We start from the raw sequence: 24,691 nt of genomic DNA, 5'->3' as shown, positions 1-24,691 counted from the left end.
AAGGGCAATATTGCCCTTCTTCCAGGCAATTCCTTCGTCGCAGTTCCTGATTGCAAGGGCAGTCTTGTTCCGGAAGAGCGTGTTCTTCTGGGACCGGCGCTTCGCATCTTCAGCAGCAAGGACAAGCTGTCCCAGCTTCTCTCCCATGTCGGCCAGATTGACCTCAACAGTCTGCTCCGAGGCTGTCACGGGCACGACAAGCACGGCACCCTCGACACCGGCAGGAGCAGGAATCACGCGTGCAGGGAGCTCATTGCCCTCGCCAGTATGGGATGTGGCATCAAGCTGCTGCGCTGTCCCTGCACCCTCAAGATGGATGAATATCTTGCCATTGCCGCGTGTGATCTCGCGAAACTCCAGATCCATGAAGGCTCCTGCCTATGGCCGCCGATTCGTTTTCAGTCTGATGATGGCACAGCTCAGAGGCTCTTTGCCCAGCTATCGGCCCTTGCCATAAAAACTGTCCCTCCAAGAGGCACTTGTCAGTCCCTCTGCTACGAAAATAGGGCTCCGCCCCCCCTCCGGAGAACAGAGCCCTGATAGTGCATGGGTGCTTGAGGAATCTATTCCTCGTCCCCGTCAATCGAATCCTCGTCGACCTCTTCCTCGCCGCCGATATCGATTGCTTCCTCGTCGTCTGCTTCCTTCGCGCCGGCAGCGGCAAGATCTAAGCCCATCTGGTTCGAATCATGCTTCGGGGCCTGCTTCTTCTTCGCGACCATGCGTGCCACGGCGCTTACATGGTCGTTCTCGGGCAGGTTCATGATGCGGACACCCTGGGTCGCACGCTTGAGACGCGGGATCTCGTTGGCGCGGACACGGATGACGACACCGGACTCGCTCATGATCATGAGCTCATGCTGCGGACCCACCACACGGCAGGCCACAAGCTTGCCCTTCTTGTCTGTCATCGCGATGGTCTGCACGCCCTGGCCGCCACGCTTGTGCTCGGGGTACTCGCTCACCGGCGTCCTCTTGCCGTAGCCATTCTCGGTCACGACGAAGAGGTCTCCGTTGCCGTTCGTGATCTCCATGCCGAGAACCGTGGCATCGCTCTTGAGCGTGATGCCGCGCACGCCGCCGGCAGCACGGCCCATCTCGCGGGCTTCGGACTCGTCGAACATGATGGCCTTGCCGTCCGTCGTGACGAGGATGACCTTCTCGCCCGGCTTGACGCGGCGCACGTTGATGAGCTCATCTCCGCCCTTGAGGTTGATGGCGATGAGGCCGTCGTGGCGTGTCTTGTCGTACTCGGACATGGCGGTCTTCTTCACGACGCCCTGCTTCGTGGCAAAGAGCAGGTACTCATCCTTCGGGAAGTCGCGGCAGGTGATGACAGCTGTCGGATGCTCCCCTTCCTCGAGCGGAAGCAGGTTCACGATAGCGGTGCCGCGGGCATTGCGCGAACCCACCGGCAGCTCATGGACCTTGAGGCGGTACACCTTGCCCCTGTTCGTGAAGAACATGATGTAGTCATGCGTCGAGGCAACGAAGAGATCCTCGACGAAGTCGTTGTCCTTGAGGCTCACACCGCGGATGCCCTTGCCGCCGCGCTTCTGTGAGCGGTAGGTGGCGACCGGCAGCCTCTTCACGTAGGAGGCATGGGTGAAGGTGATGACCATGTCCTCTTCTGCGATGAGGTCCTCGACATCGAGGTTCTCTGCCGCATGGGCATTGATCTTCGTGCGCCTCTTGTCGCCGTACTTGTCAGCGATCACATGGAGCTCGTCCTTGATGACACCCAAGATCTTTTCCTTGTGGGCAAGAAGGTCCTCGTAGTAGGCAATCATCTCGTGGAGCTCCTTGATCTGGGCCACGAGCTCGTCACGCGCAAGACCGGTGAGCCTGCGGAGCCTCATCTGGAGGATTGCCTCGCCCTGGATATCGTCGATCTGGAAGCGCTCGTTCATGCGCCTCTTTGCCTCTGCATCATCCCTGGAGGAGCGAATGATATGGACGATCTCGTCGATGTTGTCGACAGCGATGAGAAGTCCCTCGAGGACATGGACGCGCTTCTTCGCCTTGTCGAGGTCATACTGCGTGCGCCTTGTCACGACGTCGACCCTGTGCTCGATGTAGTAGTGAATCATCTCGCGGAGAGACAGCGTCCTCGGCACGCCGTCCACGAGGGCGATATCGATGACACCGAAGTTCGACTGGAGCTGGGTGTGCTTGTAGAGGTTGTTGAGCACGACCTCAGGCACCGCACCGTTCTTGAGGTCGATGACGATGCGCATGCCCTTGCGGTTGGACTCATCGCGCAGGTCGGAGATGCCTTCGATCTTCTTCTCGTTCACGGCCTGGGCAATCTTCTCCTGGAGAAGGCCCTTGTTGACCTGATACGGAATCTCGGTCACGACGAGACGCTGGCGCCCGTTCTTGTTCTGCTCGACGTGCACCTTGGAGCGCAGCGTGATCGTGCCACGGCCCGTCTCATAGGCTTCCTTGATGCCATCGGTGCCCATGATGATGCCGCCCGTCGGGAAGTCAGGGCCGGGGAGCACCTGCATGAGCTCGTCGGTCGTGACGTCGGGGTTGTCGATCATCAGGCAGACCGCATCGACAGTCTCCTTGAGGTTGTGGGGAGGCACGTTTGTTGCCATGCCGACAGCGATGCCGTTCGAGCCATTGACAAGCAGGTTCGGGAAGCCCGAAGGCAGGACAGCAGGCTCGGAGAGCGATTCGTCGTAGTTCGGCTGGAGATCGACTGTCTCCTTGTTGAGGTCGGCCAGCATCTCCATGGCAGCACGCGTCAGACGGGATTCCGTATAGCGCATTGCTGCTGGGGGATCGCCGTCGATGGAGCCGAAGTTGCCATGGCCATCGATGAGGGGAAGCCTCATCGAGAAGTCCTGTGCCATGCGGACCATTGCGTCGTAGATGGAGCTATCGCCGTGGGGATGGTACTTGCCCATGACCTCGCCGACGGTCCATGCCGACTTCTTGTGGGGCTTGTTCGGCGTGATGCCGGCCTCATTCATGGCATAGAGGATGCGGCGGTGGACCGGCTTCAGGCCATCGCGCACATCAGGGAGGGCGCGGGCCACGATGACGGACATGGAGTACTCGAGGAAGGAGGCCTTCATCTCTTCTGCCATGTCGTCGGGCTTGAGCGCACCGCCGTGGATGTCGGAGAGGTCGAGGCGGGTGCCTGCCTCATCCGAAATCGTGTGGGAGAGGTTGGCGCCGGCGAGGTTCAGATTCTCCTCGCCTGTATCCTCTTCCTCATCTCCGTATTCATCTTCATCGTCGTCGCCGTCGAGGTCATCGTCGTCAGACCCATCCAGGTCTTCCGTGTCCTCGTCGGTATCATCCAGGTCGTCTTCGAACTCATCGCCGCGCTCGGGGGTCTCGTTGTCGTCCCCGTCGCCTGCGAAGAGATCGTCTCCTGGATGCTTGTTGTTGTCGTCAGCCACGTATCACCTTTCGCTAGATGTCGAGGAACCGCACGTCCTTGGCATGGTTCTGGATGAAGTCCTTGCGCTTCTCTACCTGGGTGCCCATGAGGTCTTCGACGGCACGCTCTGCTGCCATCGCGTCGTCGATCGTGACCTTGAGCATGATGCGGTTCTTCGGGTCCATGGTCGTCGTCCAGAGCTGCTCAGGGTCCATCTCGCCGAGACCCTTGTAGCGCTGCACGGTGTACTTCGTCGGATCCTCAAACTTCTTGGCCTCGAGGGCGAGCTCCTCATCCGTATAGAGATACTTGCCATGCTTCTTGCCCTTGGGCTTCAGCTGGTAGAGAGGGGGCTGCGCCACGTAGATGTAGCCTGCCTCGATCATGGGCTTCATGAAGCGGAAGAAGAACGTCAGAAGGAGGATCCTGATGTGGGCGCCGTCGACATCGGCATCCGTCATGATCACGATCTTGTGATAGCGGGCCTTCTCGATGTTGAACTCCTCGCCCACACCCGTGCCGATGGCCGTGATCAGGGACTGGATCGTGTCGGAGGAGAGAGCCCTGTGCTCCTGGACGCGCTCGACATTCAGGATCTTTCCGCGAAGCGGAAGCACTGCCTGGATGGAACGGTCGCGTGCCATCTTTGCAGAGCCGCCTGCGGAGTCGCCCTCGACGATGAAGAGCTCGGTCATGGCTGCCTCGCGCACGGAGCAGTCGGCAAGCTTGCCAGGAAGGGACGCCGTCTCGAGGAGGCCGCGCCTTCTCGTTGCCTGGCGTGCCTTCTGGGCGGCAAGGCGTCCGCGTGCTGCCTGGGAGGCCTTCTTGAAGATCTCCTTCGCCTGGTTCGGGTGCTCTTCGAGGTAGTCGGAAAGCCCCTGGGAGACGATGCGGTTCGTGAGCGTGCGCATGTAGGAGCTGCCGAGCTTTGCCTTCGTCTGGCCCTCGAACTGGGGATCGGGGAGCTTGACGGAGACGATGGCGCAGAGGCCCTCGCGGATATCGTCGCCCGTGAGGTTGGCATCCTTCTCCTTCAGCAGGTTGTGGCTCCTCGCATAGTCGTTCATGACCTTGGTAAGAGCGGTGCGGAAGCCCTCGATGTGCATGCCGCCCTCTTCGGTGTAGATGTCATTGGCGAAGCCCATGACATTCTCCGAATAGCCGGCATTCCACTGCATGGCAACCTCGACCTCGCCCTTCTTCTCGAGCGGGGTGTCAGGGTCGGTCTTGCCCTCGATGTAGATGGGCTTGGAGCAGCCAGGCAGGATCTCCTTCTCGTTGTTCAGGAACTTGACGAAGTCGATGATGCCACCCTGGTAGCAGAACTCGTCGACGCGCGGCGTGAGCTCGCGCTCGTCCGTGAGGATGATCTTGAGGCCCTTGTTCAGGAAGGCCGTCTCCTGCAGGCGGTCATGCAGCGTGTCGTAGTTGTAGACCGTCGTCTCGAAGATTTCGTCATCCGGCCAGAACGTGACGGTCGTGCCGGTCGTCTTCGAGGTGCCGATCTGCTCCATCTTCTTCACGGTCTTGCCGCGTGCGAACTCCATCTGGTAGATTCCGCCATCGCGCTTGACCGTGACGACCAGGCGCTTGGAAAGGGCATTGACGACAGAGACGCCGACGCCGTGAAGGCCGCCAGAGACCTTGTAGGCATTGTTGTCGAACTTGCCGCCGGCATGGAGCACCGTGAGAACGACCTCGAGGGTCGGAATCTTCTTCTGCGGGTGCTTGGCTACCGGGATGCCACGGCCATTGTCCTCGACCGTGATGGAATTGTCGGGATGCACCGTCACTTTGATCTTGGTGCAGAAGCCAGCAAGCGCCTCATCGACGGAGTTGTCGACGACCTCCCAGACCAGATGGTGCAGGCCTGTGGCGCTCGTGGAGCCGATATACATGCCAGGACGCTTGCGGACCGGCTCAAGGCCTTCGAGGACCTTGATGCTGCTCGCGCCGTATTCTTCTTTCTTGGGCACGCTCATCCTCTCTTCGAAATGCACGTGTACAGACTGCTCTATGGTATGACGTGCAGAGCAGAATAGCTTTCTGCCAAGAGAAATAACGCAGGCTTCGCACAAACGATTTTCCCGTTAGAGGCACTGAGAGCCGATTTCAGCCCATTTTTCAGATTGGCGCATACATTAACCCTGTTTGAGACAATTGCTGTCTGAAATCCGTCAGATGAGCTTCAGCGGGAAGGACACTCCAACCACATCCGGACATAAAAAATAGGGCGGGAACGCTCTTCACGATCCCGTCCCGCAAACCCGAAGGTTTCTATCTGGCTCTAGACCGCATCGGAAGCTCCCCTATCAAAGAATTTCCCTATGATGCAGAAGTGAGACCGTCCCTCGGACATATGCTCCATGTGCGCTGCAATACCCATATCAGTCATCTTGCATTGCAGACATAGGACATGATCCGCATGCATGAAATCCCGCCGTCTCCGAAATCTCTTGCACCCTGCAGAGCCGGGGCAAGCGCCAGGCATACATACGATATGAATGGTCGGATATCACATTCTGGCGCATCTGTTGACGAGATAGGACCAGCTTCCGCTCTCGCCTATGCGGTCCCCAAAAGCTTGTCAGTAAATGCATCGCGAGCGAAGGCACTCGGCGTCGTTCCTTCATCCTTTGCAGCACGCTCGATTGCTGCCTTCATCCCGACGGGGATCTTCACCGAGAAAGTGACAGTGCCTTCCTGCGAGAGCGGCGGCCTTCCATGGACAACGCCTCCAACGGTATGCTCACCCTTAGGGAACTCACCTTTCTCATAGGATGCATTCCAACGATTAATCATTTCTTCGGTGATTTCCTGACCGTCCGGCGTGTAGTGCTTCTTCTGAATCATCTTGTCCTCCTCTCGGTATCGCGTATTTCTTTCGCAAATTTCTTCCGGACTGGTGTGTTGGCATGAATGATAAGCCAACCGCCTACCTGTTCGACTGCAATAATCTCGACAGATACGCCATTCGGAAGCCAACCGACGCATAACCAGCGCGGCGGTTCATCATCGCTTGCACGCATGATCGATTTAGTCACCGACTGCCACGCCGCCAACACATCATCCCTGCTCATATGCTTAAGCGCATTGGGATGAATTTCTACATCTGGTTTCATACGCCTCCTCCCGTCCACTGCTTTTAGTATACCCATTCGTAAGACGTAATTAAGCTGCCAGCACCCCTTGTGGCGATAGGCGAATCCCTTGTGACCTCACCCGAAATCAGATCTGAAGTTTTAATCGGTCTCCGGCCAGCCATGCAAGGCAGGTCATGGATTGCCACCATCAGCAGCGGCATCAGGCTTCATGAGCCTGTCCGCTCTGCTCGCTCCTGCTCCGCTCGAGCATGAGCTTGAGTGCCTGGGCAGCTGCCCCTTTGAGGCCATCCGGCAGCTCTGCGCATCCCGCATCTATCGCCGCAGACGTCCCCTCGTCAAGCGGTGCCAGGGAAGAAGCAGGCTTCACGGGCTTTGCCTGCCTGCGCATGCCCTGAGGAGAAAGCGGCTTCTTTCTCCCTTTCCTCGAGAGCTGGAACTTGATGTCGGATGCCGCAAAGCCTCTGTTCGCAAGACGGGCGAGATAGAGCTCCTTGTTCGTCGTGAAGTCCTGGAGAAGCGCCGAAGTGTCTATGTAGACATAGAGCACCGGGGCCTTCGTCTTGAATTCCTTCACGTAGATGCCCTGGGTATGCCTGTGCTCGAGGTCGCCGTTTGCCTGCCACCAGGCGGCAGAGGCCCTTGCCTGCATGCTCATGCCCCGCTTCATGGACCCCGACATGTAGCCGCGCAGGAGCGTATCCACCTTCGTGACACGCTTCATCGAGACCTCGCCCGAACCTTCCGAGATGCGGTAGAAATCCTCGCGGGAGGTCGCGTCCGCGCCTGTCGGCTCGAAGGCAGGATAGCCTTCCGTATCCTTATCCTCGCTCACCGATCTCGACCACCTTTGCACGCTCCAGGAGCCCATCAGGGAAATACCCCAGATTCGTCGTCGTTATGACGGTCTGCATCTCTTCCTGCATGAAGGAGGTCAAGGCCCGCCTTCTCCCCTCATCGAGCTCGCTCATCACATCGTCGAGGAGAAGCAGAGGAGATGCTCCGAGGATCTGTCTCGATACCTCGACCTCTGCCATCTTCCACGCAAGGACGATCGTGCGCTGCTGTCCCTGCGAGGCAAAGCTTCTCGCATCGCGTCCGTCGAGCGCGAAGGCGATATCGTCCCTGTGGGGGCCGACGCAGCTCATCTGGCGCCTGAGATCGAGCTCCCTGCCCTTTGCCAGAGCATCTGACATGAGCAAGACCAGATCCTCGCGCGTGGCGCCCTCCGGCAAGGGCCCCAGAGAGCTTCTGTAGGCGCAGGAGAGGTCTTCCTGGGCAATCTGTCCATAGATGTCATGCGCGGCCACAGAAAGCCTCTTGAAGAGCGCAAGGCGGTGCACGAGAAGCGTTGCCGCTCCAAGCGCGACGCTTGCATCCCAGGCATCGAGGAGGCCCATATCGAAGGAAGGCTCCTTCAAGAGCCTGTTCCTCTGCTCGATTCCCCTTGTATAGGTGCGGAGCACCTTTGCATAGCCCCTATTCACCTGGGCACCGAAGGCATCGAGCTCATCTCTCCTGAAGCTTGCGGACCTCTTCACGAGGGAGAGGTCGTCCGGCGTGAAGAGGACGCTCATGAGGTTGCCGGAAAGGTCATGCGCATGGCAGGGCTTGCCGCACCAGAAGAAGCGGCGCTTTCCCTCCTTGAGCGTGAGCGCCGCATCAACTTCGCGGCCATCCCCTCTGAGGGAGAGATCGGCACGTCCTGCCTCTGCCCCTTCGCGCAGGAGCTCTTGCGCCGTCGGCTTTCTGAACGAGGACCCAGCTGTCAGGAGCTGGAGCGCCTCGACGGTGTTCGTCTTCCCGACGGCATTGGGCCCTGCAATGATCGTCATCTTCTCGTCGAAGGATATCGTCTTCTCAGCAAAGCTCCGGAAGTTCCAGAGCGAGAGCGTCTCGACCTTGAGGCCCACGCGCTACATCCTGACCGGCATGAGGAGATAGAGGTAGTTCACCTTCGCATAGCTCTTGAAGATGCCCGGCTGCATCGCGCTCTGGAGCTCGAGCGTGATCTCGTCCTGGTCGGACACGGCGTTCATGCAGTCGTTCACATAGTGGTAGTTGAGGGCGATCGAGAGATCTTCGCCTTCGGCGTCGATGTTCACATACTCCGTTGCATCGCCCTGGTCGGGAGAGGTGGCAGAGAGCTTCATAAGCTTCGCGTCGCACTCGATATCGAAGCGGACCGACGGGTTCGCAAGGGCAATGACAGAGACACGGCGCAGGGCCGAGGCAAGATCTGCGACATTGACCGTGACTTTCGTTGTGCAGGACTTCGGGAGGAGCTGCTTGTAGTTCGGGAAGTTGCCCTCGATCTTTCGGGCAATGAAGGTGGTGTTGCCGAACTGGAAGACGACCTGGGAGGGCGTGATGCCGATCAAGATCTTCTCCGTCATGCCCGGAAGCCCCAGCACCTCATGGAATACGGAACCCGGAAGGATGGCGCGGAAGGCCTCTGCGTTCGAGGTATCGACATTCGTGTCGCAGACCGCAAGCCTGTAGGAGTCTGTCGCGACGAGGCGGATCGTATTGTCCTCGACGGTCGTCAGGATGCCCGAAAGGATAGGACGGGAGTTGTCCTTGTAGGTCACCTTGTAGACCTTGTCCACCATCGTCTGGAGCACATCGGAGTCGAGCTCGACCGAATTCTCGAACTCATACTCCGGGAAGGACGGGAAGTCCTCGGGAGAGAGGGCGTTGAGGCGGAATGAGGACTTGCCGGAGGCGATCATCACATTGTGGTCGTCGCCCTCGACAGAGACCGGGGCATCAGCGAGATTCTTCACGATGCTCATCAGGATCTTGCCCGAAAGCACCGTCTCTCCCGCCTCATCCACATTGGCAGGGATGGAATGGCGGATGAAGATCGTCGTATCCGTCGTCTGGAGCTCGAGCGTTCCGTTCTCTGCAATGAGATGGACGCCTGAGATGATGGGCTGGGAAGCGTTCGATCCCATGCCCTTCGATACGATTGCAAGTGCCTGTGCAAGTGAAGACTGGCTCACGGTGAACTTCATAGGTCCTTGCCCCTTTCTTATTTATATAGATATATAAGATACAAAGAAATAGCAGTCATAGTAAGGCCTGTTGAAAAGTCGAAATCCTGGCATATTCCCTGTTGGAAGCCTGTTTCATACGTGGTTGAAAACTGATCGGTCCTGAACACTTTCACCTTTCATCAATCCCTTGACAATCTCTTTCACCACGATATGCCGAGTTGCTGACAGGTTTCGACAGCTTCTCTGCAAGATTTGTGACAGACGTCTGCCTACTCTGTGATCTCCTCCGAGATCGTGTCGACCTTCTGCAGGAAGATGCGGTTCTCCTTGCGAAGGGCATCCACCCACTTCAGGCTGTGCATGACGGTAGCATGGGAGCGCCCGCCGAACTTCTTTCCGATATCGGCAAGCGTGTTGTCGGTAAGCTCGCGGGAGAGCCAGATGGCGACATGCCTTGGCTCCATGAGCTCCTTGTTCCTCTTGGAGCCTATGAGGTCGGTATGCTGGACGCCGTAGTAGGCCTCCACTGCCTTCTGTATCTGCTCGATCGTCACGATCTTCTGCCCTGTCGGCCATTTGAGGCTTGCCTGGGCTATGACATCATCGCGCGTGAGCTCCTCGCCCTTGAGCTCCTTCCTGTGCGCCATCATGAGGCAGGACTGGACAAAGCCCGAGATCACGCGGATGTTCGTGCCTGACTTCTCTGCCATGAGCTCGAGGTTCTCGTCCGAGATCTCGCCTGTCGTATCCTCTATGTGCTCGTCTATCGCGTCCTGGCGCATGCGCTCATAGAACGTCTTCACGAGCTTCAGCTTGAGCTCATAGCTTGGCTGCTCGATGCCGATGGTGAAGCCTGAGTCGATGCGGGAGGTCACGCGCTCGTCGAGGCCATCTGTGCCCATGCCAAGCTGCATGGGAGAGCGGTCTGCTGCAAGCACGATCTGCTTTCCATGGTCGCGCAGGTAGTTGAACGTGTTGAAGAAGAAGTTGATCGTGCCTTCGCGCCCCACCATCTGCTGGATATCGTCGATGATGAGGACATCGATTGCATGGTAGTGGCGCTCGAGCGCGCTTCTGGCCGTTGCATCCTTTTCCGTCATGGCCTGGACATAGTCGCTCACGAACTCTGTGCCGGTACGGTAGACGCAGGCACGCTGCGGCTGGGTCTGCACGATGTAGTTCTGTATGGCCTTGAGCAGATGCGTCTTGCCAAGACCGCTCTTGCCGTAGATGAAGAGCGGGTTGTAGCTCTTGTTCTCGCCGTCTGCGACCTGCTTTGCTGCCTGGAGGGCGATCTGGTTCTCCTCGCCTTCGACAAAGCGGTCGAATGTGAGCTTCGAGTCGTTCTCGGGGATGGCTTCGATGAGGGGGTTGTCCTGAGGAAGAGGTGCCTTCTTCTGGGGAGCGCTCGGAGCTGGTGCGGCAGGTGAAAAGGCAGGTGCCGGCACTTCTTCTGGCTGCTCCTGCTGGCGGCGGAAGCCGTCGAGCTCTTCCTGCGTGACCTCGGAGTTCGTATGCACGGCGACCTTCTTCGCATCGCCGAGGTCGCAGACGAGTGTGAGATCCTCGAAGGCTGCTTCCTTCAGCGCCTCCTCGATGAGGGGCCGGTTCTCGTCGACCTTGAGCTTCACGAAGCGCGTCGTTGTCGAGATGTGGAACTCGCCCTCCCCCATCCGCTCCGGCGTGCAGCTCTTGAGCATGGCAAGGACAGCAGGAGCGAGCTCCTTTGCCTTGAGAAGATCCAGGACATCATCCCAGAGGATGCGTGCCTCTTCGTTTGCGGATACCTCCATGCCTGCTCCTTGGGAGTGTGGTGCCAATTTGTCGAAAACTCATTGTAGAACAAGCGAAGGCATGTTGAAAACTATAAATTGCTGCATTTTGAGCTAATGGGAGCCAAGGAAGAGGTTTCCGACCTCGGTCAGATAGTATTTCTGCCCATCCTTCTTGATGAGGCCCATGCCCTCGAGCTCCTTGAGCTCGCGCGACCAGGTAGGCTGGGATCCTCCATATGCCTTCACAAGGTTCGAGGGGCCTACCGCCTCGTGGCTGCTGAGATATTGGAGCGCCGACTGCCCGCGCTCCGAGATATGGAGCCCTGAGAAGGAATTCTGGGAAGCCGGAGCCTGCTGCGTGCCAGGCAGGGGCTGTGCCTGCTGCTGCGGGAAGCCGTCCTGCTGGCCCTGGGCCATCTGGTCCTGCTGCCACATCTGCTGGCCAGGATATGGTCCCGCCTGAGGCTGGCCTATCTGCTGCATCGGCTGCTGGGGCATGCCCTGCTGCATGTTCTGGGCAGCCCCTGGATAGGCCTGCCGCCAAGGCTGCTGATATTGCTGCTGGTAGGGCTGGTGCTGCGCGTATCCCTGCTGTGGCTGCATGCCATACGGGTTCTGTCCCCATGTCTGCTGATAGGGATTGGCCTGCTGAGGCATCTGCTGCCAGGAAGCAGCCTGCTGCATCTGGTAGGGATCCTGCTGCGCATAGCCCTGTTGCTGCTGCATCTGCTGGGGATATGGCTGCTGTACAGGGTATGCGCCTGCCTGCTGCTGGGAGGGCTGTGCCTGCATGGATTGCTGAGAGGCAGGAGCGCTTTCCGTGTCGGCACTTTTCTTCATGGATATGGTCACGATCGTGCCATGTCCTATATTGTCTGCAATCGTGAGGGTGCCGCCCTTGTCGGCCATGTACTGCTGGACATAAGGAAGGCCCGAGCCGACGCCTCTGATATAGCGGCGCATCTCTTCTGTAGCAGAGCTTGTGCCGTACTCGAGGGCGCGCCCCTTCTGCTGGATCCCTGGCCCCTGATCGGAGAACCTTATTGTCATCCCGTGGTCCAGGATAGAGACTGTGGGCTCCATGAAGTAGGCATGGATGAAGTTCTCGACAATCTCTCGTATCACCATGAACGGGATCGTGCCTCCCTGCTCATGGGAAAGGCGCGTGACCTCGCTTGTGATCTCCTCGAGATAGGTGCGGACATCCTTCGGCTCCACGACGACGACCCTGGGCGCTGCAGCTGCATCGTCGTAGACCGCGATGCGTGCGGCATAGTGGACTTCGAGTGCAGGATGGTCTCCAGCCGACCCCGGATTCTCGACGAACGGGTAGAAATCTTCTGCCATCCCGCACCTCCCTATCTCGTGAAATATGCCTTCCTAGCTTACTACGGCGCAGAAATTTTCATGGCCCGGATGAAAGAACGCGAAAGGTTTTCTTCCATGGCTGAACAATTGAAGAAAACTTTCATGGAGAAAGAAAACTGGAAGAAAGTTTTCGGCCATTGTGAAAACAGCGTCGAAAAGACCATCGTAAGTTTTCAACATGTGACGAATGAAAGATGAAAACTCAGACGAATATTCGCGGCTTTGGCAGGAAAATTTTCATCACCGGATGGAAAGTTGTCGAAACATGCGAAATGTTTCAGGACGCGCTGGATGGATGCCGTGTCTTGCGCAGAAAAGAAATTGAGGAGAACTTCTCAAAAAATTGACATCATCGCAGGAAGACTCTTACAATCTTAGGGCTATTGCACCTATGCCTTTGGTACTTCTAACAGGAGGAAACGATATGAAGCGCACTTATCAGCCGAACAAGCGCCGCCGTGCCAAGACCCACGGCTTCCGTGCACGCATGGCAACCAAGAATGGCCGCAAGGTCCTCGCACGCCGCCGCGCAAAGGGCCGCAAGAGGCTCACGGTCTAGGTGCATCAATGGAGACCATCAAATCCAGACAGGATTTTGAGCGGGTCTTCTCGCGTGGCCGCAGGTACACAAACCGGCTTGTCCGCATGACAGTAGCCGTGGCAGACGAAGGCAATCCGGGCAGGATTGCCTTCGTCGCGCCTAAAAGGCTCGGAAATGCGGTCTTCCGCAACCGCTGCAAGAGGGTTCTGCGCGAGGCTGCCCGCACGACGGGGATGCCTCTGGAGAAGCATGACATCATCCTCTTCGCGACCCGCGACACGCATGATGCAAAGCCGGACGAAGTGGGCGCCGCCCTTCAGAAGCTTCTGAAGAAGGCGGGCGTTCGATGATGCTGGAGGCAGAAAACGAGCAGTCCACAGCAGCGCGTATTCTTACCTCTCTTGTCAGGGGGTACCGTCGTTACATCTCTCCCCTTCTGCCAGATTCCTGCATCTATGAGCCGACATGTTCCGAATATGCTCTAGAAGCCATCCTGAAGTACGGAGCTGCAAAGGGGTCGTGGCTTGCGTTCAAGCGCATCCTGCGCTGCAATCCGTTCCATCGTGGTGGCTATGACCCGGTTCCCTGATATCTGGCTACGGAGGAAAGATGTGGGATTGGTTTATTAACTGGATGACCAGCATCCTCGCTGGCATCGAAAGCTTCTGCGGCGACTGGGGTCTCGCCGTGATCATCCTGACGGTCATCATCCGTCTTCTGATCATGCCGCTCATGACGAAGAGCACGGCATCGTCTGCAAAGATGCAGGCGCTCCAGCCCAAGATGCAGGAGATCCAGGAGAAGTATCAGGACGACCCGCAGCGCATGCAGGAGGAGATGCAGAAGTTCTATTCCGAGAACAAGTTCAATCCTCTCGGTGGCTGCCTCCCCATCATCATCCAGATGCCTGTCTTCTTCGCACTCTTCACGGTCGCGAAGAATGTGCCTTCCGATGCAAGCTTCTACGGCATCCTCCCTTCCATCTCGATCGCTCCTTCGCAGGCAGTCGCTGACTACGGCTGGCTTGGCGGAGGTCTCCCCTATGTGCTCTTCGTTGCAGCATTCGGCGTGCTCACGCTCCTTCCGATGCTCATGAACGCGAAGAACATGCCTGAGGAGCAGCGCAGCCAGAACCTCATCATGGCTATTGTCATGGCCGTCATGATGGTCTGGTTCGGCTGGACTGTGCCGGCAGCCGTCCTTCTCTACTACGATGCCTCTGCCATCTGGCAGGTGGCCCAGCAGAAGTTCGTGACTCAGAAGGTCATGGACAAGGTCAAGGCCGAGCAGGCCGCCAAGCTGGAGGCGCAGGGCCGCGTCATCGAGGTCGAGCGCCGCGAGCAGAAGAAGCGCCAGCACAAGAAGAACTAGCATTCACGCAGCAGGGCACATGCCCTGCTGCACTTTTTCTATCCAGGAGGTGTTACATGGAGGAAGAAATCGAGGCCGAGGCTCAGGCGGATGCTGCCGAAGCCACGTCCGATATGGCTGCCACGATCAAGGAGAAGTACGAGGCAGGCCAGGAGCTCACCGACGACGAGCTCGATTTCGTCGCCGATGCAGCCATCCGCTCGATCAAGGACATCCTTTCCTACTTCGGTGAGACCGGCATCAGCATCGATGAGTACGACGGAGACAACGGCGAGCTCATCCTCGATATCAATGGCGGAGACCTTGCTGTGCTCATTGGCCGTCATGGCCGCACGCTCGATGCGCTCCAGATGGTCGTATCCTCGCTCCTGAGCAGCACGCTCGGCTTCCATTATCCGATTGTCGTGGACATCGAGGGCTACAAGAGCCGCCGCAAGAACAAGGTGCAGTCTCTTGCCCGTTCTGCTGCTGCACGTGCAAAGAAGCAGCACGTCTCGGTGAACCTGCCGCCGATGAATGCCTACGAGCGCCGTCTCGTGCATCTGACACTTGTGGACGATGACAGCGTCGTCACGCATTCCGAAGGCGAAGAGCCGATGCGCCACGTTGTTGTGACGCTCGTGAACAAGTAGTTCCAGGACACATAGAGCATGGATAAGAGCGAGGCTGCTTCGGCGGTCTCGCTCTTTTATGCGACAATGGAGACGACGAAGGAGGAAGCATGTTCGAGGAAAGAGAATCGGTACGGCAGCAGTTGCATCAAGAGTTGAATCAAATTTGTATCGATGCGGATGAAAGGCAGGAAGACCTCCTGCTCAGGCATCTCGACCTCGTCGTAGAGATGAACAAGCATATGAATCTCACGAGGATCACAGACCCCGAAAGCGCTGTCACGCTCCATGTTGTGGACTCGCTGACGCTTCTCCCCTCTTTCCTGGAGAGCCAGAAGAAGACGCATCTCCCCTATCTCGATCTTGGCACCGGCGCAGGATTTCCTGGTATCCCTCTGGCTATCATGAGCCAATCTCAGGGTCTCCTCATCGATTCGACCCAGAAGAAGATTGCTGCCGTCTCAGACTTCCTCGTGAAGCTTGGTTTAGATGACAGGATCGAAGCTGATGCAGTCAGGGCCGAAGAGCTTGCACTGACAAACAAGCGTCAGTTTGGTACCGTTGTCGCTCGCGCTGTCGCTCCCCTCTCTGTCCTTATCGAATACGCTTCTCCTCTTCTTTGCCGCCATGGCTCCCTTGTTGTGAGCAAGGGCCAGCTCTCGGATGAAGAGTACGACGACAGCCTGTATGCTGCCGAGCTCTGCGGCATGGATGCTGTTTCACGTGAAACAATCGAGCTTCCTCATGATATGGGCCATCGTGAGCTTCTCGTCTATACACGCGAAAGGAATCCGCAGATCAAGCTTCCCCGCCGCGCTGGCATGGCACAGCATCATCCGCTCACGAGAAAATAGAGCTATCAAACAATCAGCGTACTGGGTTGGTACGGAGAGAAATACAAAGTGTCTGATCGAGCAGAGCTGGAGCACATCAATCGGTGCTTCGGCTCTATTCTTAAGTAAGAGCCGTATTTCCTCATGCTGCCCAGAAACGCTCTCCGAAGACGGCAGATGAATGTATCACGCCTCAGATATATCTGCAGCTGCACCACGAACCAAACTGATTATGCTGCTTGGATGTCCTCGAATCTCCTACACTGACTCTTTCTCCCAGTACATACGAAATCAGCTGAAGCAGCTTCGATATGCTACAGGTATCTTGTTAGATTAAATAGCATCTTTCCTTGTGAGGCTTTATAGACTGCTCCGACTCTCGAATCGGCTTTTGCTTCTTTGCTGGAAAACTGAATATAGAAACCTGTCTTTCGCTGTGGTAGCAGTGTCAGATGAACAGCATCTATCAGAAGATATTGCTTCTGCGCTCTTTGAATATGAACAAGTATGAAACCTTGTAGAGGCAAGAATCGCCAACTCGACAGGTGGATCTATCAACTTGACATACATGTGTTCTAGACCCAGTGAATTTGCTGATGATGAACACGCATCTGTGTACATCCTCTTGAATATCTGCAGAGTGATACAGCTGTTGACATGAAGTCTGCAAGCAGCAGATGTTCAATATAAGGCCCTTAGATGTGATTGATATAAATGAGTCGCGGTCTGTGTCTGACTTCGATAGCCTGCAAGGTCGTTGGAGCCTAACGAACTCGACAGGTAGATCTATCAACTCGACATACACATGTTCTGGTTTGAAATGGCATGAGTTGATATGTTTCACGTGAAACAGGATGAAGGAATCCATGAGGCAGCTCTTATAGCCTAATAATTTCTATATGACTGGATTAGTCAATAGACCCAAAGCAAGGTAGATGTTGCCTTAACTAAGAATATCTTTCTGAGGTCACGTTGCCGATTGCTCATAGATAGACACGCTAAATTCCATTGGTACTATCTTGCAAAGGCAAATTTTCGATACTCGAATGCTACAGGCTTGCTGCATATATCTATCGAAAGACATGCAAAGCGTATACGATGCCAGATCTTGGTGAACTCGACAGGTAGATTTGTCAACTCGACATCCTCATCAAGGAACTCGACAGGCTGGTTACACATAATAGACGGTATTGGATAAGTTTCACGTGAAACATTTTGATGGGGTGTCTGTCTTTCATTTGCGGATTCTACATATATCTACCAACAAGATACATGATGTATCTGTTTCACGTGGAACATGCAAGAAGATCAGCAGTACATTCAATTGTATCGAAGCACATCATGAGAGATGGATTAGATAATGTTTCACGTGAAACATGATGAACAAGCATCTTGAAGATCTGCAATTGGTGGAAGAGCGACATTGGCTAAATACTTGGAGATATATACGTGTTTCACGTGAAACAGAAAATCTCTGCAGCGAAGAGGGGAGAGCCATTGCTGGCCTTCTGAGAAGGTAAGATAGTCCTTGTACGGCAAGCGAATGCAGACGAAATGGAGCAGACTTGGGATATCAGGACAAGAAGCGCTTCAACAAAGAGAAGCCTACGCATGTCATCGCAATCATCAATCAGAAAGGCGGAGTAGGGAAGTCGACCACAGCCATCAACCTCTCTGCAGCGCTTGGCGAGAACAAGCGCAAGGTATTGGTTGTCGACTTCGACCCGCAGGGCAATACGACATCTGGCTATGGGATTGACAAGGAAGAGCTCGAATACGATATCTATGACGCCCTTCTGAATGATCAGCCTATCGATTCCATGATTCAGGATACCTGCGAGCCGAATGTCTTTGTCGTTCCGGCTACCGTGCAGCTTTCTGGTGCTGAGATCGAGCTAGTGAATACCGACAAGCGCGAGTACTGCCTGAAGAACCTGCTCGATCAGATCAAGGATGAATTCGACTTCGTCTTTATCGACTGCCCGCCTTCGCTTGGCCTGCTTTCCATAAATGCGCTCGTGGCAGCGGACTCCATCCTGATTCCTATCCAGTGCGAGTACTATGCACTGGAGGGCGTCTCCAAGCTCATGGAGTCCATGCATATGGTTCAGGAGCATCTGAATCCAGAGCTCGACGTCTTTGGCGTTCTCATGACTATGTATGACTCGAGGACGACGCTCTCGAAGCAGGTTGTCGACGAGGTGCGCAAGTTCTTTGGCAACAAGGTCTTCAAGAATATGATTCCGCGTTCCGTGAAGATAGCAGAGGCTCCATCCTACGGTCTTCCTATCACGATGTATTCGCGTGTGAACAAGGGTTCTCTTGCATATATGAAGCTTGCCAAGGAGGTGACACGTCGTGGCTAGGAAAGGACTTGGCCGTGGCATCGAAAGCCTCATGGGAGAGGCCAACGCTGAAGTAGGTCCCGCAAAGGCTGATGCAACGCTGCCAATCTCCAAGATCGAGCCGAATCCCGACCAGCCCCGCAAGGAGTTCGATGCGGAGAAGCTCCAGGAGCTTGCTGATTCCATCAAGCAGCATGGCGTGCTGCAGCCGATTCTTGTACGCAAGACAGGCAGCACCTACCAGATTGTGGCAGGGGAGAGACGCTATCAGGCATCGAAGCTTGCTGGGCTCAAGGAGATCCCTGCAGTCATCCGCGATATATCGGATGAGGATGTCTTCCAGCTTGCTCTGATTGAGAACCTCCAGCGTGCCGACCTCAATCCGGTCGAAGAGGCTCAGGGCCTCCGCCAACTCGTCGACCAGAAAGGCTGGACGCAGGAGAAGGTGGCGCAGGTCCTCTCCAAGTCCCGCTCTGCGGTGGCCAATACGCTCCGTCTTCTCGATCTTCCGGAAGAGGTGCAGGGCTATCTGGCAAGGGGAGAGATCACTCCGGGGCATGCCCGTGCCATCCTCGCAGTGCCTGACGAAGAAGGCCGCATCGCCCTTGCCGAGCGTGTCGTAAAGGAGAATCTGACGGTTCGTCAGACAGAAAACCTTGCTTCGCTGATTTCTGTCAGCAAAGAGCCTAAAGCTCCCAAGCCGCCGACACCGCAGAGCTACAAGCAGGCTGCACGAGAGCTCAGGGAGATTCTCGACACGAAGGTGCGTGTGAAAGATGCCCGTGGCGGAAAGCATAAGATAGAGATCGAGTTCGGAGATGAAGACGATCTGGCACGCATCATCGAAGCATTCCAGCGTGCTGCAGGATCGGAGATGGGGGAGTGATGGGCAAGTTCCGTCGTACCGTGGTCGAGTCTGCCATCCTCGTGGCAGGCGGCATCTATATCTACCGCAATGTCCTGACGCCCGAGACGAAGGCAAAGCTTTCAAGCATGAAGGATGCAGTATCGGAAGCAGTCAATAAGATCCAGGATATGGTGGCTGCAAGCAAGCCGGCAGATCCGACTGCTGAAGAGAATGAGGCAAACCGCGAAGCGGTCGAACGGCAGTGGGAAAGCCTCGGATACTGAGCGGGTCCAACAGCTAATGAGAAGGGGTACTAGAACAAACGTTCTAGTACCCCTTCGTCTATCTGCAGATTCTTTACTGAAGCTGGCGGTAATAGTTCTGAGAGAGCTGGCCGCAGGCCGCATCGATATCGGCGCCACGGGAGTTCCTGATCGTTGCTTCGACACCGACACGCCCGAGCTGCTGCACGAACTGCTCTGCACGCTCCTGTGTAGCGGGCTTGAATGGAGAGCCAGGAACATCGTTCAGCTGGATGATATTCACATGGGCAAGCGTACCGCGCGTGAAGTCGCAGAGGGCACCAAGCTCGTCGTCGTTGTCGTTGATGCCGTCGATAAGAGCATACTCATAGGTCGGGCGGCGTCCGGTCTTGTCGACATATTCGCCCATCACCTCATAGAGGTGGACAAGCGAGTACTTCTTGACGCCCGGCATGAGCTTGTTGCGGGTGCTCTGGTTTGCAGAGTGGAGGCTCACAGCAAGCGTGAACTGCTCCGGCTCGTTCGCGAAGCGCATGATGCCAGGAATGACGCCACAGGTGGAGACGGTGAGGTGGCGGGCACCGATGCCAGCGCCCTCAGGGTCGTTCAGGCGCCTGAGCGCTGCAAGCGTGTTGTCGTAGTTCATGAAAGGCTCGCCCTGGCCCATGAAGACGACGCTCGTCACACGGGTCTGGAAGTCGTCTGCGACATGCATGACCTGCTGGTAGATTTCGGAGGACGTGAGCGAGCGGGTGAGTCCCGCCTTGCCTGTCGCGCAGAAGGCACAGCCCATAGCGCAGCCTGCCTGCGTCGAGGCACAGACAGCAAGCCTGTTCTTTGTCGGCATGCCGACGCACTCTGCCGTCGTGCCGTCGGGGAACTGGAGCAGGTACTTGCGGCTGCCGTCAGCAGAGATCTGGCGTGCAAGCTCGACAGCGTTGCCCATGGAGAGGCGCTCTTCGAGCTTTGCCCTCAGTGCCTTCGACAGGTTCGTCATCTCGTCGAAGCTCTGGGCATTCTTCTCCCAGACCCAGGACTCGATCTGTTTCACGCGAAACGCTGGCTCTCCGAGCTCCTCGATGACTTCTGCGAGCCGCTTGTGCGAAAGCGTATGGATATCGGGACGTGCGGCAGGACTCTCTCCTGACGTAGGACTTTTCTGGTTTGAAACCATATGGTTCTCTCTTCTCCGTTTGGTGGCTGAGGAGATGTATCCTCTAGTAACTCAGTACATTGTTTCACATCTTCGCCCTGCTGCTCATCAGAGCGTGAGGGCTCAAAGGAGTTCACATGACGAGGGATGAAATCAAGCAGCTCCGTGTCGCAGTGCTGGCTGGCGGCTGGTCGGACGAGCGCGATATCTCGATGGATTCCGGAAGGAACTGCATGCACGCCCTCGAGGAGGCAGGCTTTGCCCACCTCGAGCTCATGAATGTTGCAGATTCCGACTTCATCTCCAAGATCTCGTCCGGCAACTATGATGTTGCCTTCCTTGCTATGCATGGACGCTATGGCGAGGATGGCTGCATCCAGGGCCTGCTCGAGATCCTGCATATCCCGTATACGTTCTCCGGCGTCCTTGCCTCTGCTCTCGGCACGAACAAGGATGCTGCCAAGGAGATCTACCGCGCGGCCGGCATCCCGGTACCTGATGGCACGGTCGTCGAGGCTTCCGCTGCAGACGATCCTGCCCTCTGCCATGAGCTTGTCGAGCGCTTCGGCCTTCCGCTCTTCGTGAAGCCGTCTGCCAATGGCTCCTCCTTCGGCATCTCCCGCGTCGCAGCAGAGGAAGAGCTTGCTCCTGCCATCAGGCTTGCGTCCTCCGAGGGCGACAACGTGCTTGTCGAGTCCTGCATCGAGGGCACCGAGATCACGGTCCCTGTCATTGGCAACAAGGAGCTCCAGGCACTCCCGATCATCGAGATTGCCTACGACGCCGAGTTCTACGACGTCCAGGTCAAGTATGAGCCGGGCTCGCTCCACCACATCATGCCTGCCCGCCTCACGCCTGAGGCTACCGCTATGGCACAGGAGTTCGCAAAGCGTGCGCACCGCGCCCTTGGCTGCCGCGATGCTTCCCGCTGCGACTTCATCGTCCAGAAGGACGGCATGCCGGTCCTGCTCGAGATCAATACGATTCCGGGCATGACGGAGAGAAGCCTCCTTCCTGATGCCGCCCGTGCTGCGGGCATCCCGTTCTCCGAGCTCTGCACCCGCTTCGTGGAGTGGGCACTCGAGGAGCGTTGATGTCTGGTACCGACGATACGTCCGTCACGCTCGAAAGCCTGCTCCTGCCGAACACGCCTCCGAGCATCAGGAAGAACTATCTGACCCTTGCCCAGCGCGCACAGGAAAAGGATTTCGGACCTCTTGAGGAAGACCTGGTGGTGCTCGATACCGAGACCACCGGTCTTTCCTTCAAGAACTGCGAGCTCCTGGAGATTGCCTGTGCCCGCCTCTCCGGCAAGAAGGTTGTCGACCGCTACCATACCTTCGTGCGTCCCAAAGGCCTGATCCCTCCCGAGATCGTGGCCCTGACCGGCATCCACCAGTCCGATGTGGCCGATGCGCCGTCGCCCGCCGATGCCGTGGCGGGTCTTGCCGAGTTCGTCGGGGGAGACCTCGTCCTTGCGCACAATGCGACCTTCGACCGCACGTTCGTGGAGTCCGTGCCGGGAGGATCTTCTGTCTCCGACAACTGGATCGATACGCTTGCGCTCTCGCGTATCGCGCTGCCGAGCCTCTCGACCCATAGGCTCTCTGCCATGGCCCAGGCCTTCGGCTGCGATTCTGTGACCCACCGCGCTATGGACGATGTAGATGCACTCTCAGGCATGTGGCCCATCATCCTCTGCGGGCTCGCTGATATGCCGAAGGGCCTCCTTGCCTTCTTCGCAGACCTCCATCCGGATGCCACCTGGGCATACCGCCCCATCTTCTCCTATCTCTCGGGCACGGACGATGCGACGGCATTCAACCTGAAGCAGGTGCGCCGCAACCTCCTTTCCGAGGTCACGGTCGAAGATCGTGCCGATGCGAAGGAGATCGACGGCCCGCTCACGGCCCCTTCGGAGGCAGAGATCAAGGCAGACTTCGCACCCGATGGTCCGATAGCTGCCATGTACGGGAGCTATGAGGCACGGCCTGAGCAGCTTGCTATGGCAGAAGAGGTCAGAAGCGCGCTTGCGACCTCGACCCATCGTGCCATCGAGGCAGGCACCGGCGTCGGCAAGTCGCTTGCCTACCTTCTGCCGGAGATCCTCTTCGCACAGAGGAACAACGTCACGATCGGCGTTGCTACCAAGACGAATGCCCTGACCGACCAGCTCATGGCACACGAGCTGCCGGCGCTCGACCAGGCACTGCCGGAAGGCGTCTCCTTCCATGCACTCAAAGGCTATGAGCACTATCCGTGCCTGCACCGCATGCAGCGCTCGGCAGAAGAGGATCTGCCTCTCGATATGGTTCTCGACACGAATCCCGGACGCACCGCCACGGGCATTGCTTCCGACATGCTGACAGCTCTGGCTGTGGCCTATGCCTCTGTTGCGCAGTCGCCGGAAGGCGATCTCGACGCCCTCGGCATCCGCTGGAGATGCGTGCCGAGAAGCATGCTGACGACGACCTCGAACGAGTGCCTGCGCACCCGCTGCCCGTTCTTCCCACAGGAATGTGTCGTCTATGCAGCAAGGAGGCTTGCTGCTTCGGGCGACGTGGTCGTGACGAACCATTCGCTCCTGCTCCGTGATGTGGCTTCGGAAGGCAGGATCTTGCCCCCCATACGCCATTGGGTCATTGACGAGGCCCATGCCTTCGAGTCTGAGGCACGCCGCCAGTGGGCAGTCGAGGTATCCTCCGATGACACGCGTGCTGCCTTCGAGCTTCTTGGCGGTGCAAAGTCAGGCGCCATCCACAATGCGATGATCAAGGTCGCGGCACAGCCTGGTTCGACTTTGGCCCTGGGGCTCATTACGAAGGCATCTGCTGCGGTGCAGCGTGCCTCTGTCGTGACCTCCGAGCTCTTTGCTGCGATTCATGACCTGCACCATCTTGTGAAGGGTTCTGCCTATGAAGGGTCGACCCTCTGGATCGACGAGAAGGTGCGCGCCTCCAAGGAGTGGCAGGCCATTGCCGCTGCGGCAAAGGATGCTCATGAGCGGCTCGACCAGGCAGGAAAGGCTCTGTCCGAAGCCCAGACGACGGTCTCCTTGACCTCCGCCCAGGCAGGAAACGAGCTCGGCGAATCCGGCAGGTTCCTTAAGGATCTCTCCGAGAGCATCCGCCTCATCTGCCTTGAGCCAGATCCTGCCTATGTCTATTCCGCCCAGCTCCAGAGCAGGAAGCGCCAGGGGTCTTCGGAGAAGCTCGTGGCCGAGAAGATCGATATCGGCCAGGACCTCTCCAAAAACTGGCTGCCGGATACGATGAGTGCCGTCTTCACGTCGGCGACGATTGCAGTGGGGAAGAGCTTTGCCCACTTCAACCATGCTGTCGGCTTCGACCGGCTTCCTGAGTCTGCCTATCGCGATGTGCAGCTCTCGTCGAGCTTCGACTACGACAGCAATATGGCAGTCGTCGTGGCAAAGGACCTGCCGCAGCCGTCCAATCCAGGCTATCTCCCGGCGCTCGAGGATGTGCTCTTCGATATCCACAAGGCGATGGATGGCTCGGTCTTGACGCTCTTCACGAACCGCCGCGAGATGGAGAAGGTCTTCGAAGGCCTCCAGCCCCGTCTTGCGGAGATCGGGCTCGACCTTGTGTGCCAGGAGAAAAGGTCATCTCCCCGCCAGCTCCGTGAGCGCTTCATCAGCGAGAAGTCGCTCTCGCTCTTTGCGCTCAAGAGCTTCTGGGAAGGCTTCGATGCTGCAGGCGATACGCTGCGCTGCGTTGTCGTGCCGAAGCTGCCGTTTGCAAGCCCGCAGGATCCGCTGGTCCAGGAGCGGGAGGTACGCGAGCAGCGTGCCTGGTGGCGCTACCAGCTGCCCGAGGCCGTGCTTGCCGTGAAGCAAGCAGCAGGACGCCTGATCCGTACCTCGACAGATACGGGCGTGCTTGTGCTCTGCGACTCGCGTCTTGTGCAGAAGCGCTATGGTCGCGACTTCATTAACTCCATGCCTTCGAAGACACGGACGCAGCTCGAGTGCGAACATATCGGCCGCTATCTCGAAATGTGGCGCTCCTCGCACGAGAAGCAGTAGCCCTACATATATATAAGAAGAAGCCAGAAGGGCTCCTTCCCC

At 57.2% G+C, this 24,691-nt stretch carries 22 protein-coding genes; 11 read left to right on the top strand and 11 right to left on the bottom strand.

Going from position 1 to position 24,691, the window contains the following annotated elements:
• From ABVS03_RS08055 to ABVS03_RS08010, 10 genes are all read right to left on the bottom strand, one after another.
• The coding region (locus ABVS03_RS08055) for a hypothetical protein (RefSeq protein WP_368018701.1) at positions 1 to 366 on the bottom strand (366 nt) is incomplete at its 3' end.
• Positions 367 to 563: 197 nt separating this feature from the next.
• Positions 564 to 3,317, bottom strand: a complete 2,754-nt coding sequence (gene gyrA / locus ABVS03_RS08050) for a DNA gyrase subunit A (protein ID WP_368018704.1) — start codon at positions 3,315 to 3,317, stop codon at positions 564 to 566.
• Between the two features lie 112 nt (positions 3,318 to 3,429).
• Positions 3,430 to 5,379 carry a DNA topoisomerase (ATP-hydrolyzing) subunit B gene (gene gyrB / locus ABVS03_RS08045; RefSeq protein ID WP_368018700.1) on the bottom strand — a complete coding sequence of 650 codons (1,950 nt, stop codon included), beginning with the start codon at positions 5,377 to 5,379 and terminating at the stop codon, positions 3,430 to 3,432.
• A gap of 583 nt (positions 5,380 to 5,962) precedes the next feature.
• Entirely contained in the window at positions 5,963 to 6,250 is a 288-nt protein-coding gene (locus ABVS03_RS08040) for a hypothetical protein (protein ID WP_368018699.1), read from the bottom strand.
• Positions 6,247 to 6,519: a hypothetical protein gene (locus ABVS03_RS08035; protein WP_368018698.1), complete on the bottom strand. Its 273-nt coding sequence runs from the start codon at positions 6,517 to 6,519 to the stop codon at positions 6,247 to 6,249. The genes ABVS03_RS08040 and ABVS03_RS08035 overlap by 4 nt, the downstream gene beginning before the upstream one ends.
• Before the next feature lie 181 nt (positions 6,520 to 6,700).
• Positions 6,701 to 7,333: a hypothetical protein gene (locus ABVS03_RS08030; protein WP_368018697.1), complete on the bottom strand. Its 633-nt coding sequence runs from the start codon at positions 7,331 to 7,333 to the stop codon at positions 6,701 to 6,703.
• The gene (locus ABVS03_RS08025; protein WP_368018696.1) at positions 7,320 to 8,411 is read right to left on the bottom strand and encodes a DNA replication/repair protein RecF; all 1,092 of its coding nucleotides are present in this window, start codon (positions 8,409 to 8,411) and stop codon (positions 7,320 to 7,322) included. The genes ABVS03_RS08030 and ABVS03_RS08025 overlap by 14 nt, the downstream gene beginning before the upstream one ends.
• A gap of 3 nt (positions 8,412 to 8,414) precedes the next feature.
• A complete protein-coding gene (gene dnaN, locus ABVS03_RS08020) occupies positions 8,415 to 9,515 on the bottom strand; it encodes a DNA polymerase III subunit beta (protein ID WP_368018695.1) in 1,101 nt (366 codons plus the stop codon).
• Between the two features lie 251 nt (positions 9,516 to 9,766).
• The gene (gene dnaA, locus ABVS03_RS08015; RefSeq protein ID WP_330972857.1) at positions 9,767 to 11,290 is read right to left on the bottom strand and encodes a chromosomal replication initiator protein DnaA; all 1,524 of its coding nucleotides are present in this window, start codon (positions 11,288 to 11,290) and stop codon (positions 9,767 to 9,769) included.
• A 93-nt stretch (positions 11,291 to 11,383) separates the two neighbouring features.
• Positions 11,384 to 12,619, bottom strand: a complete 1,236-nt coding sequence (locus tag ABVS03_RS08010; RefSeq protein WP_368018694.1) for an ATP-binding protein — start codon at positions 12,617 to 12,619, stop codon at positions 11,384 to 11,386.
• A 445-nt stretch (positions 12,620 to 13,064) separates the two neighbouring features.
• Here ABVS03_RS08010 and rpmH point away from each other — a divergent pair, with 445 nt between their 5' ends.
• The 9 genes from rpmH to ABVS03_RS07965 all read left to right on the top strand — a co-directional run bounded on the left by rpmH (position 13,065) and on the right by ABVS03_RS07965 (position 19,472).
• Positions 13,065 to 13,199, top strand: a complete 135-nt coding sequence (gene rpmH, locus ABVS03_RS08005; RefSeq protein ID WP_330972859.1) for a 50S ribosomal protein L34 — start codon at positions 13,065 to 13,067, stop codon at positions 13,197 to 13,199.
• 8 nt (positions 13,200 to 13,207) lie between these two features.
• Entirely contained in the window at positions 13,208 to 13,531 is a 324-nt protein-coding gene (rnpA, locus tag ABVS03_RS08000; protein WP_368018693.1) for a ribonuclease P protein component, read from the top strand.
• Positions 13,531 to 13,770, top strand: a complete 240-nt coding sequence (gene yidD / locus ABVS03_RS07995; RefSeq protein ID WP_368018703.1) for a membrane protein insertion efficiency factor YidD — start codon at positions 13,531 to 13,533, stop codon at positions 13,768 to 13,770. The genes rnpA and yidD overlap by 1 nt, the downstream gene beginning before the upstream one ends.
• A gap of 20 nt (positions 13,771 to 13,790) precedes the next feature.
• Positions 13,791 to 14,552, top strand: coding sequence for a YidC/Oxa1 family membrane protein insertase (locus tag ABVS03_RS07990; RefSeq protein WP_368018692.1), 762 nt, complete (start codon positions 13,791 to 13,793; stop codon positions 14,550 to 14,552).
• A gap of 56 nt (positions 14,553 to 14,608) precedes the next feature.
• Entirely contained in the window at positions 14,609 to 15,184 is a 576-nt protein-coding gene (locus ABVS03_RS07985; RefSeq protein ID WP_368018691.1) for a protein jag, read from the top strand.
• Positions 15,185 to 15,273: 89 nt separating this feature from the next.
• On the top strand, positions 15,274 to 16,017 hold the full coding sequence (gene rsmG / locus ABVS03_RS07980) for a 16S rRNA (guanine(527)-N(7))-methyltransferase RsmG (RefSeq protein WP_368018690.1): 744 nt from the start codon (positions 15,274 to 15,276) through the stop codon (positions 16,015 to 16,017).
• A 1,544-nt stretch (positions 16,018 to 17,561) separates the two neighbouring features.
• The gene (locus ABVS03_RS07975; RefSeq protein ID WP_368018689.1) at positions 17,562 to 18,362 is read left to right on the top strand and encodes a ParA family protein; all 801 of its coding nucleotides are present in this window, start codon (positions 17,562 to 17,564) and stop codon (positions 18,360 to 18,362) included.
• 31 nt (positions 18,363 to 18,393) lie between these two features.
• Positions 18,394 to 19,227 carry a ParB/RepB/Spo0J family partition protein gene (locus ABVS03_RS07970; RefSeq protein WP_368018702.1) on the top strand — a complete coding sequence of 278 codons (834 nt, stop codon included), beginning with the start codon at positions 18,394 to 18,396 and terminating at the stop codon, positions 19,225 to 19,227.
• Positions 19,227 to 19,472: a hypothetical protein gene (locus ABVS03_RS07965; protein WP_368018688.1), complete on the top strand. Its 246-nt coding sequence runs from the start codon at positions 19,227 to 19,229 to the stop codon at positions 19,470 to 19,472. Before ABVS03_RS07970 ends, ABVS03_RS07965 begins: the two co-directional genes overlap by 1 nt.
• Positions 19,473 to 19,545: 73 nt before the next feature.
• Here the strand turns inward: ABVS03_RS07965 and rlmN are convergent, their stop codons facing one another.
• Positions 19,546 to 20,625 (bottom strand): 23S rRNA (adenine(2503)-C(2))-methyltransferase RlmN, encoded by a 1,080-nt coding sequence (gene rlmN / locus ABVS03_RS07960; protein ID WP_368018687.1) that lies wholly within the window; start codon positions 20,623 to 20,625, stop codon positions 19,546 to 19,548.
• Between the two features lie 116 nt (positions 20,626 to 20,741).
• On the opposite strand from rlmN, the gene ABVS03_RS07955 reads away from it, so the two are divergent.
• Positions 20,742 to 21,698 carry a D-alanine--D-alanine ligase gene (locus ABVS03_RS07955; RefSeq protein WP_330973010.1) on the top strand — a complete coding sequence of 319 codons (957 nt, stop codon included), beginning with the start codon at positions 20,742 to 20,744 and terminating at the stop codon, positions 21,696 to 21,698.
• A complete protein-coding gene (locus ABVS03_RS07950; protein WP_368018686.1) occupies positions 21,698 to 24,649 on the top strand; it encodes a helicase C-terminal domain-containing protein in 2,952 nt (983 codons plus the stop codon). The genes ABVS03_RS07955 and ABVS03_RS07950 overlap by 1 nt, the downstream gene beginning before the upstream one ends.
• Positions 24,650 to 24,691: the final 42 nt, after the last annotated feature.

It is taken from the genome of Olsenella sp. AGMB03486 (assembly GCF_040884255.1).
GTDB classification, from domain to species: Bacteria; Actinomycetota; Coriobacteriia; order Coriobacteriales; family Atopobiaceae; genus Olsenella_L; species Olsenella_L kribbiana.
The sequence above is the reverse complement of the archived record's forward strand: the minus strand, read 5'-3'. Positions and strand labels throughout refer to the sequence as shown.

What these genes read in the sequence shown, in the direction of transcription:
- gyrB (WP_368018700.1), bottom strand. Translation starts at nt 5,379, where the DNA reads ATGAGCGTGCCCAAGAAAGAAGAATACGGCGCGAGCAGCATCAAGGTC.
- yidD (WP_368018703.1), top strand. Translation starts at nt 13,531, where the DNA reads ATGCTGGAGGCAGAAAACGAGCAGTCCACAGCAGCGCGTATTCTTACC.
- ABVS03_RS08035 (WP_368018698.1), bottom strand. Translation starts at nt 6,519, where the DNA reads ATGAAACCAGATGTAGAAATTCATCCCAATGCGCTTAAGCATATGAGC.
- ABVS03_RS07990 (WP_368018692.1), top strand. Translation starts at nt 13,791, where the DNA reads ATGTGGGATTGGTTTATTAACTGGATGACCAGCATCCTCGCTGGCATC.
- ABVS03_RS07955 (WP_330973010.1), top strand. Translation starts at nt 20,742, where the DNA reads ATGACGAGGGATGAAATCAAGCAGCTCCGTGTCGCAGTGCTGGCTGGC.
- dnaA (WP_330972857.1), bottom strand. Translation starts at nt 11,290, where the DNA reads ATGGAGGTATCCGCAAACGAAGAGGCACGCATCCTCTGGGATGATGTC.
- ABVS03_RS08040 (WP_368018699.1), bottom strand. Translation starts at nt 6,250, where the DNA reads ATGATTCAGAAGAAGCACTACACGCCGGACGGTCAGGAAATCACCGAA.
- ABVS03_RS07970 (WP_368018702.1), top strand. Translation starts at nt 18,394, where the DNA reads ATGGGAGAGGCCAACGCTGAAGTAGGTCCCGCAAAGGCTGATGCAACG.
- ABVS03_RS07985 (WP_368018691.1), top strand. Translation starts at nt 14,609, where the DNA reads ATGGAGGAAGAAATCGAGGCCGAGGCTCAGGCGGATGCTGCCGAAGCC.
- ABVS03_RS07965 (WP_368018688.1), top strand. Translation starts at nt 19,227, where the DNA reads ATGGGCAAGTTCCGTCGTACCGTGGTCGAGTCTGCCATCCTCGTGGCA.
- rsmG (WP_368018690.1), top strand. Translation starts at nt 15,274, where the DNA reads ATGTTCGAGGAAAGAGAATCGGTACGGCAGCAGTTGCATCAAGAGTTG.
- rpmH (WP_330972859.1), top strand. Translation starts at nt 13,065, where the DNA reads ATGAAGCGCACTTATCAGCCGAACAAGCGCCGCCGTGCCAAGACCCAC.
- ABVS03_RS07950 (WP_368018686.1), top strand. Translation starts at nt 21,698, where the DNA reads ATGTCTGGTACCGACGATACGTCCGTCACGCTCGAAAGCCTGCTCCTG.
- rnpA (WP_368018693.1), top strand. Translation starts at nt 13,208, where the DNA reads ATGGAGACCATCAAATCCAGACAGGATTTTGAGCGGGTCTTCTCGCGT.
- dnaN (WP_368018695.1), bottom strand. Translation starts at nt 9,515, where the DNA reads ATGAAGTTCACCGTGAGCCAGTCTTCACTTGCACAGGCACTTGCAATC.
- ABVS03_RS08010 (WP_368018694.1), bottom strand. Translation starts at nt 12,619, where the DNA reads ATGGCAGAAGATTTCTACCCGTTCGTCGAGAATCCGGGGTCGGCTGGA.
- rlmN (WP_368018687.1), bottom strand. Translation starts at nt 20,625, where the DNA reads ATGGTTTCAAACCAGAAAAGTCCTACGTCAGGAGAGAGTCCTGCCGCA.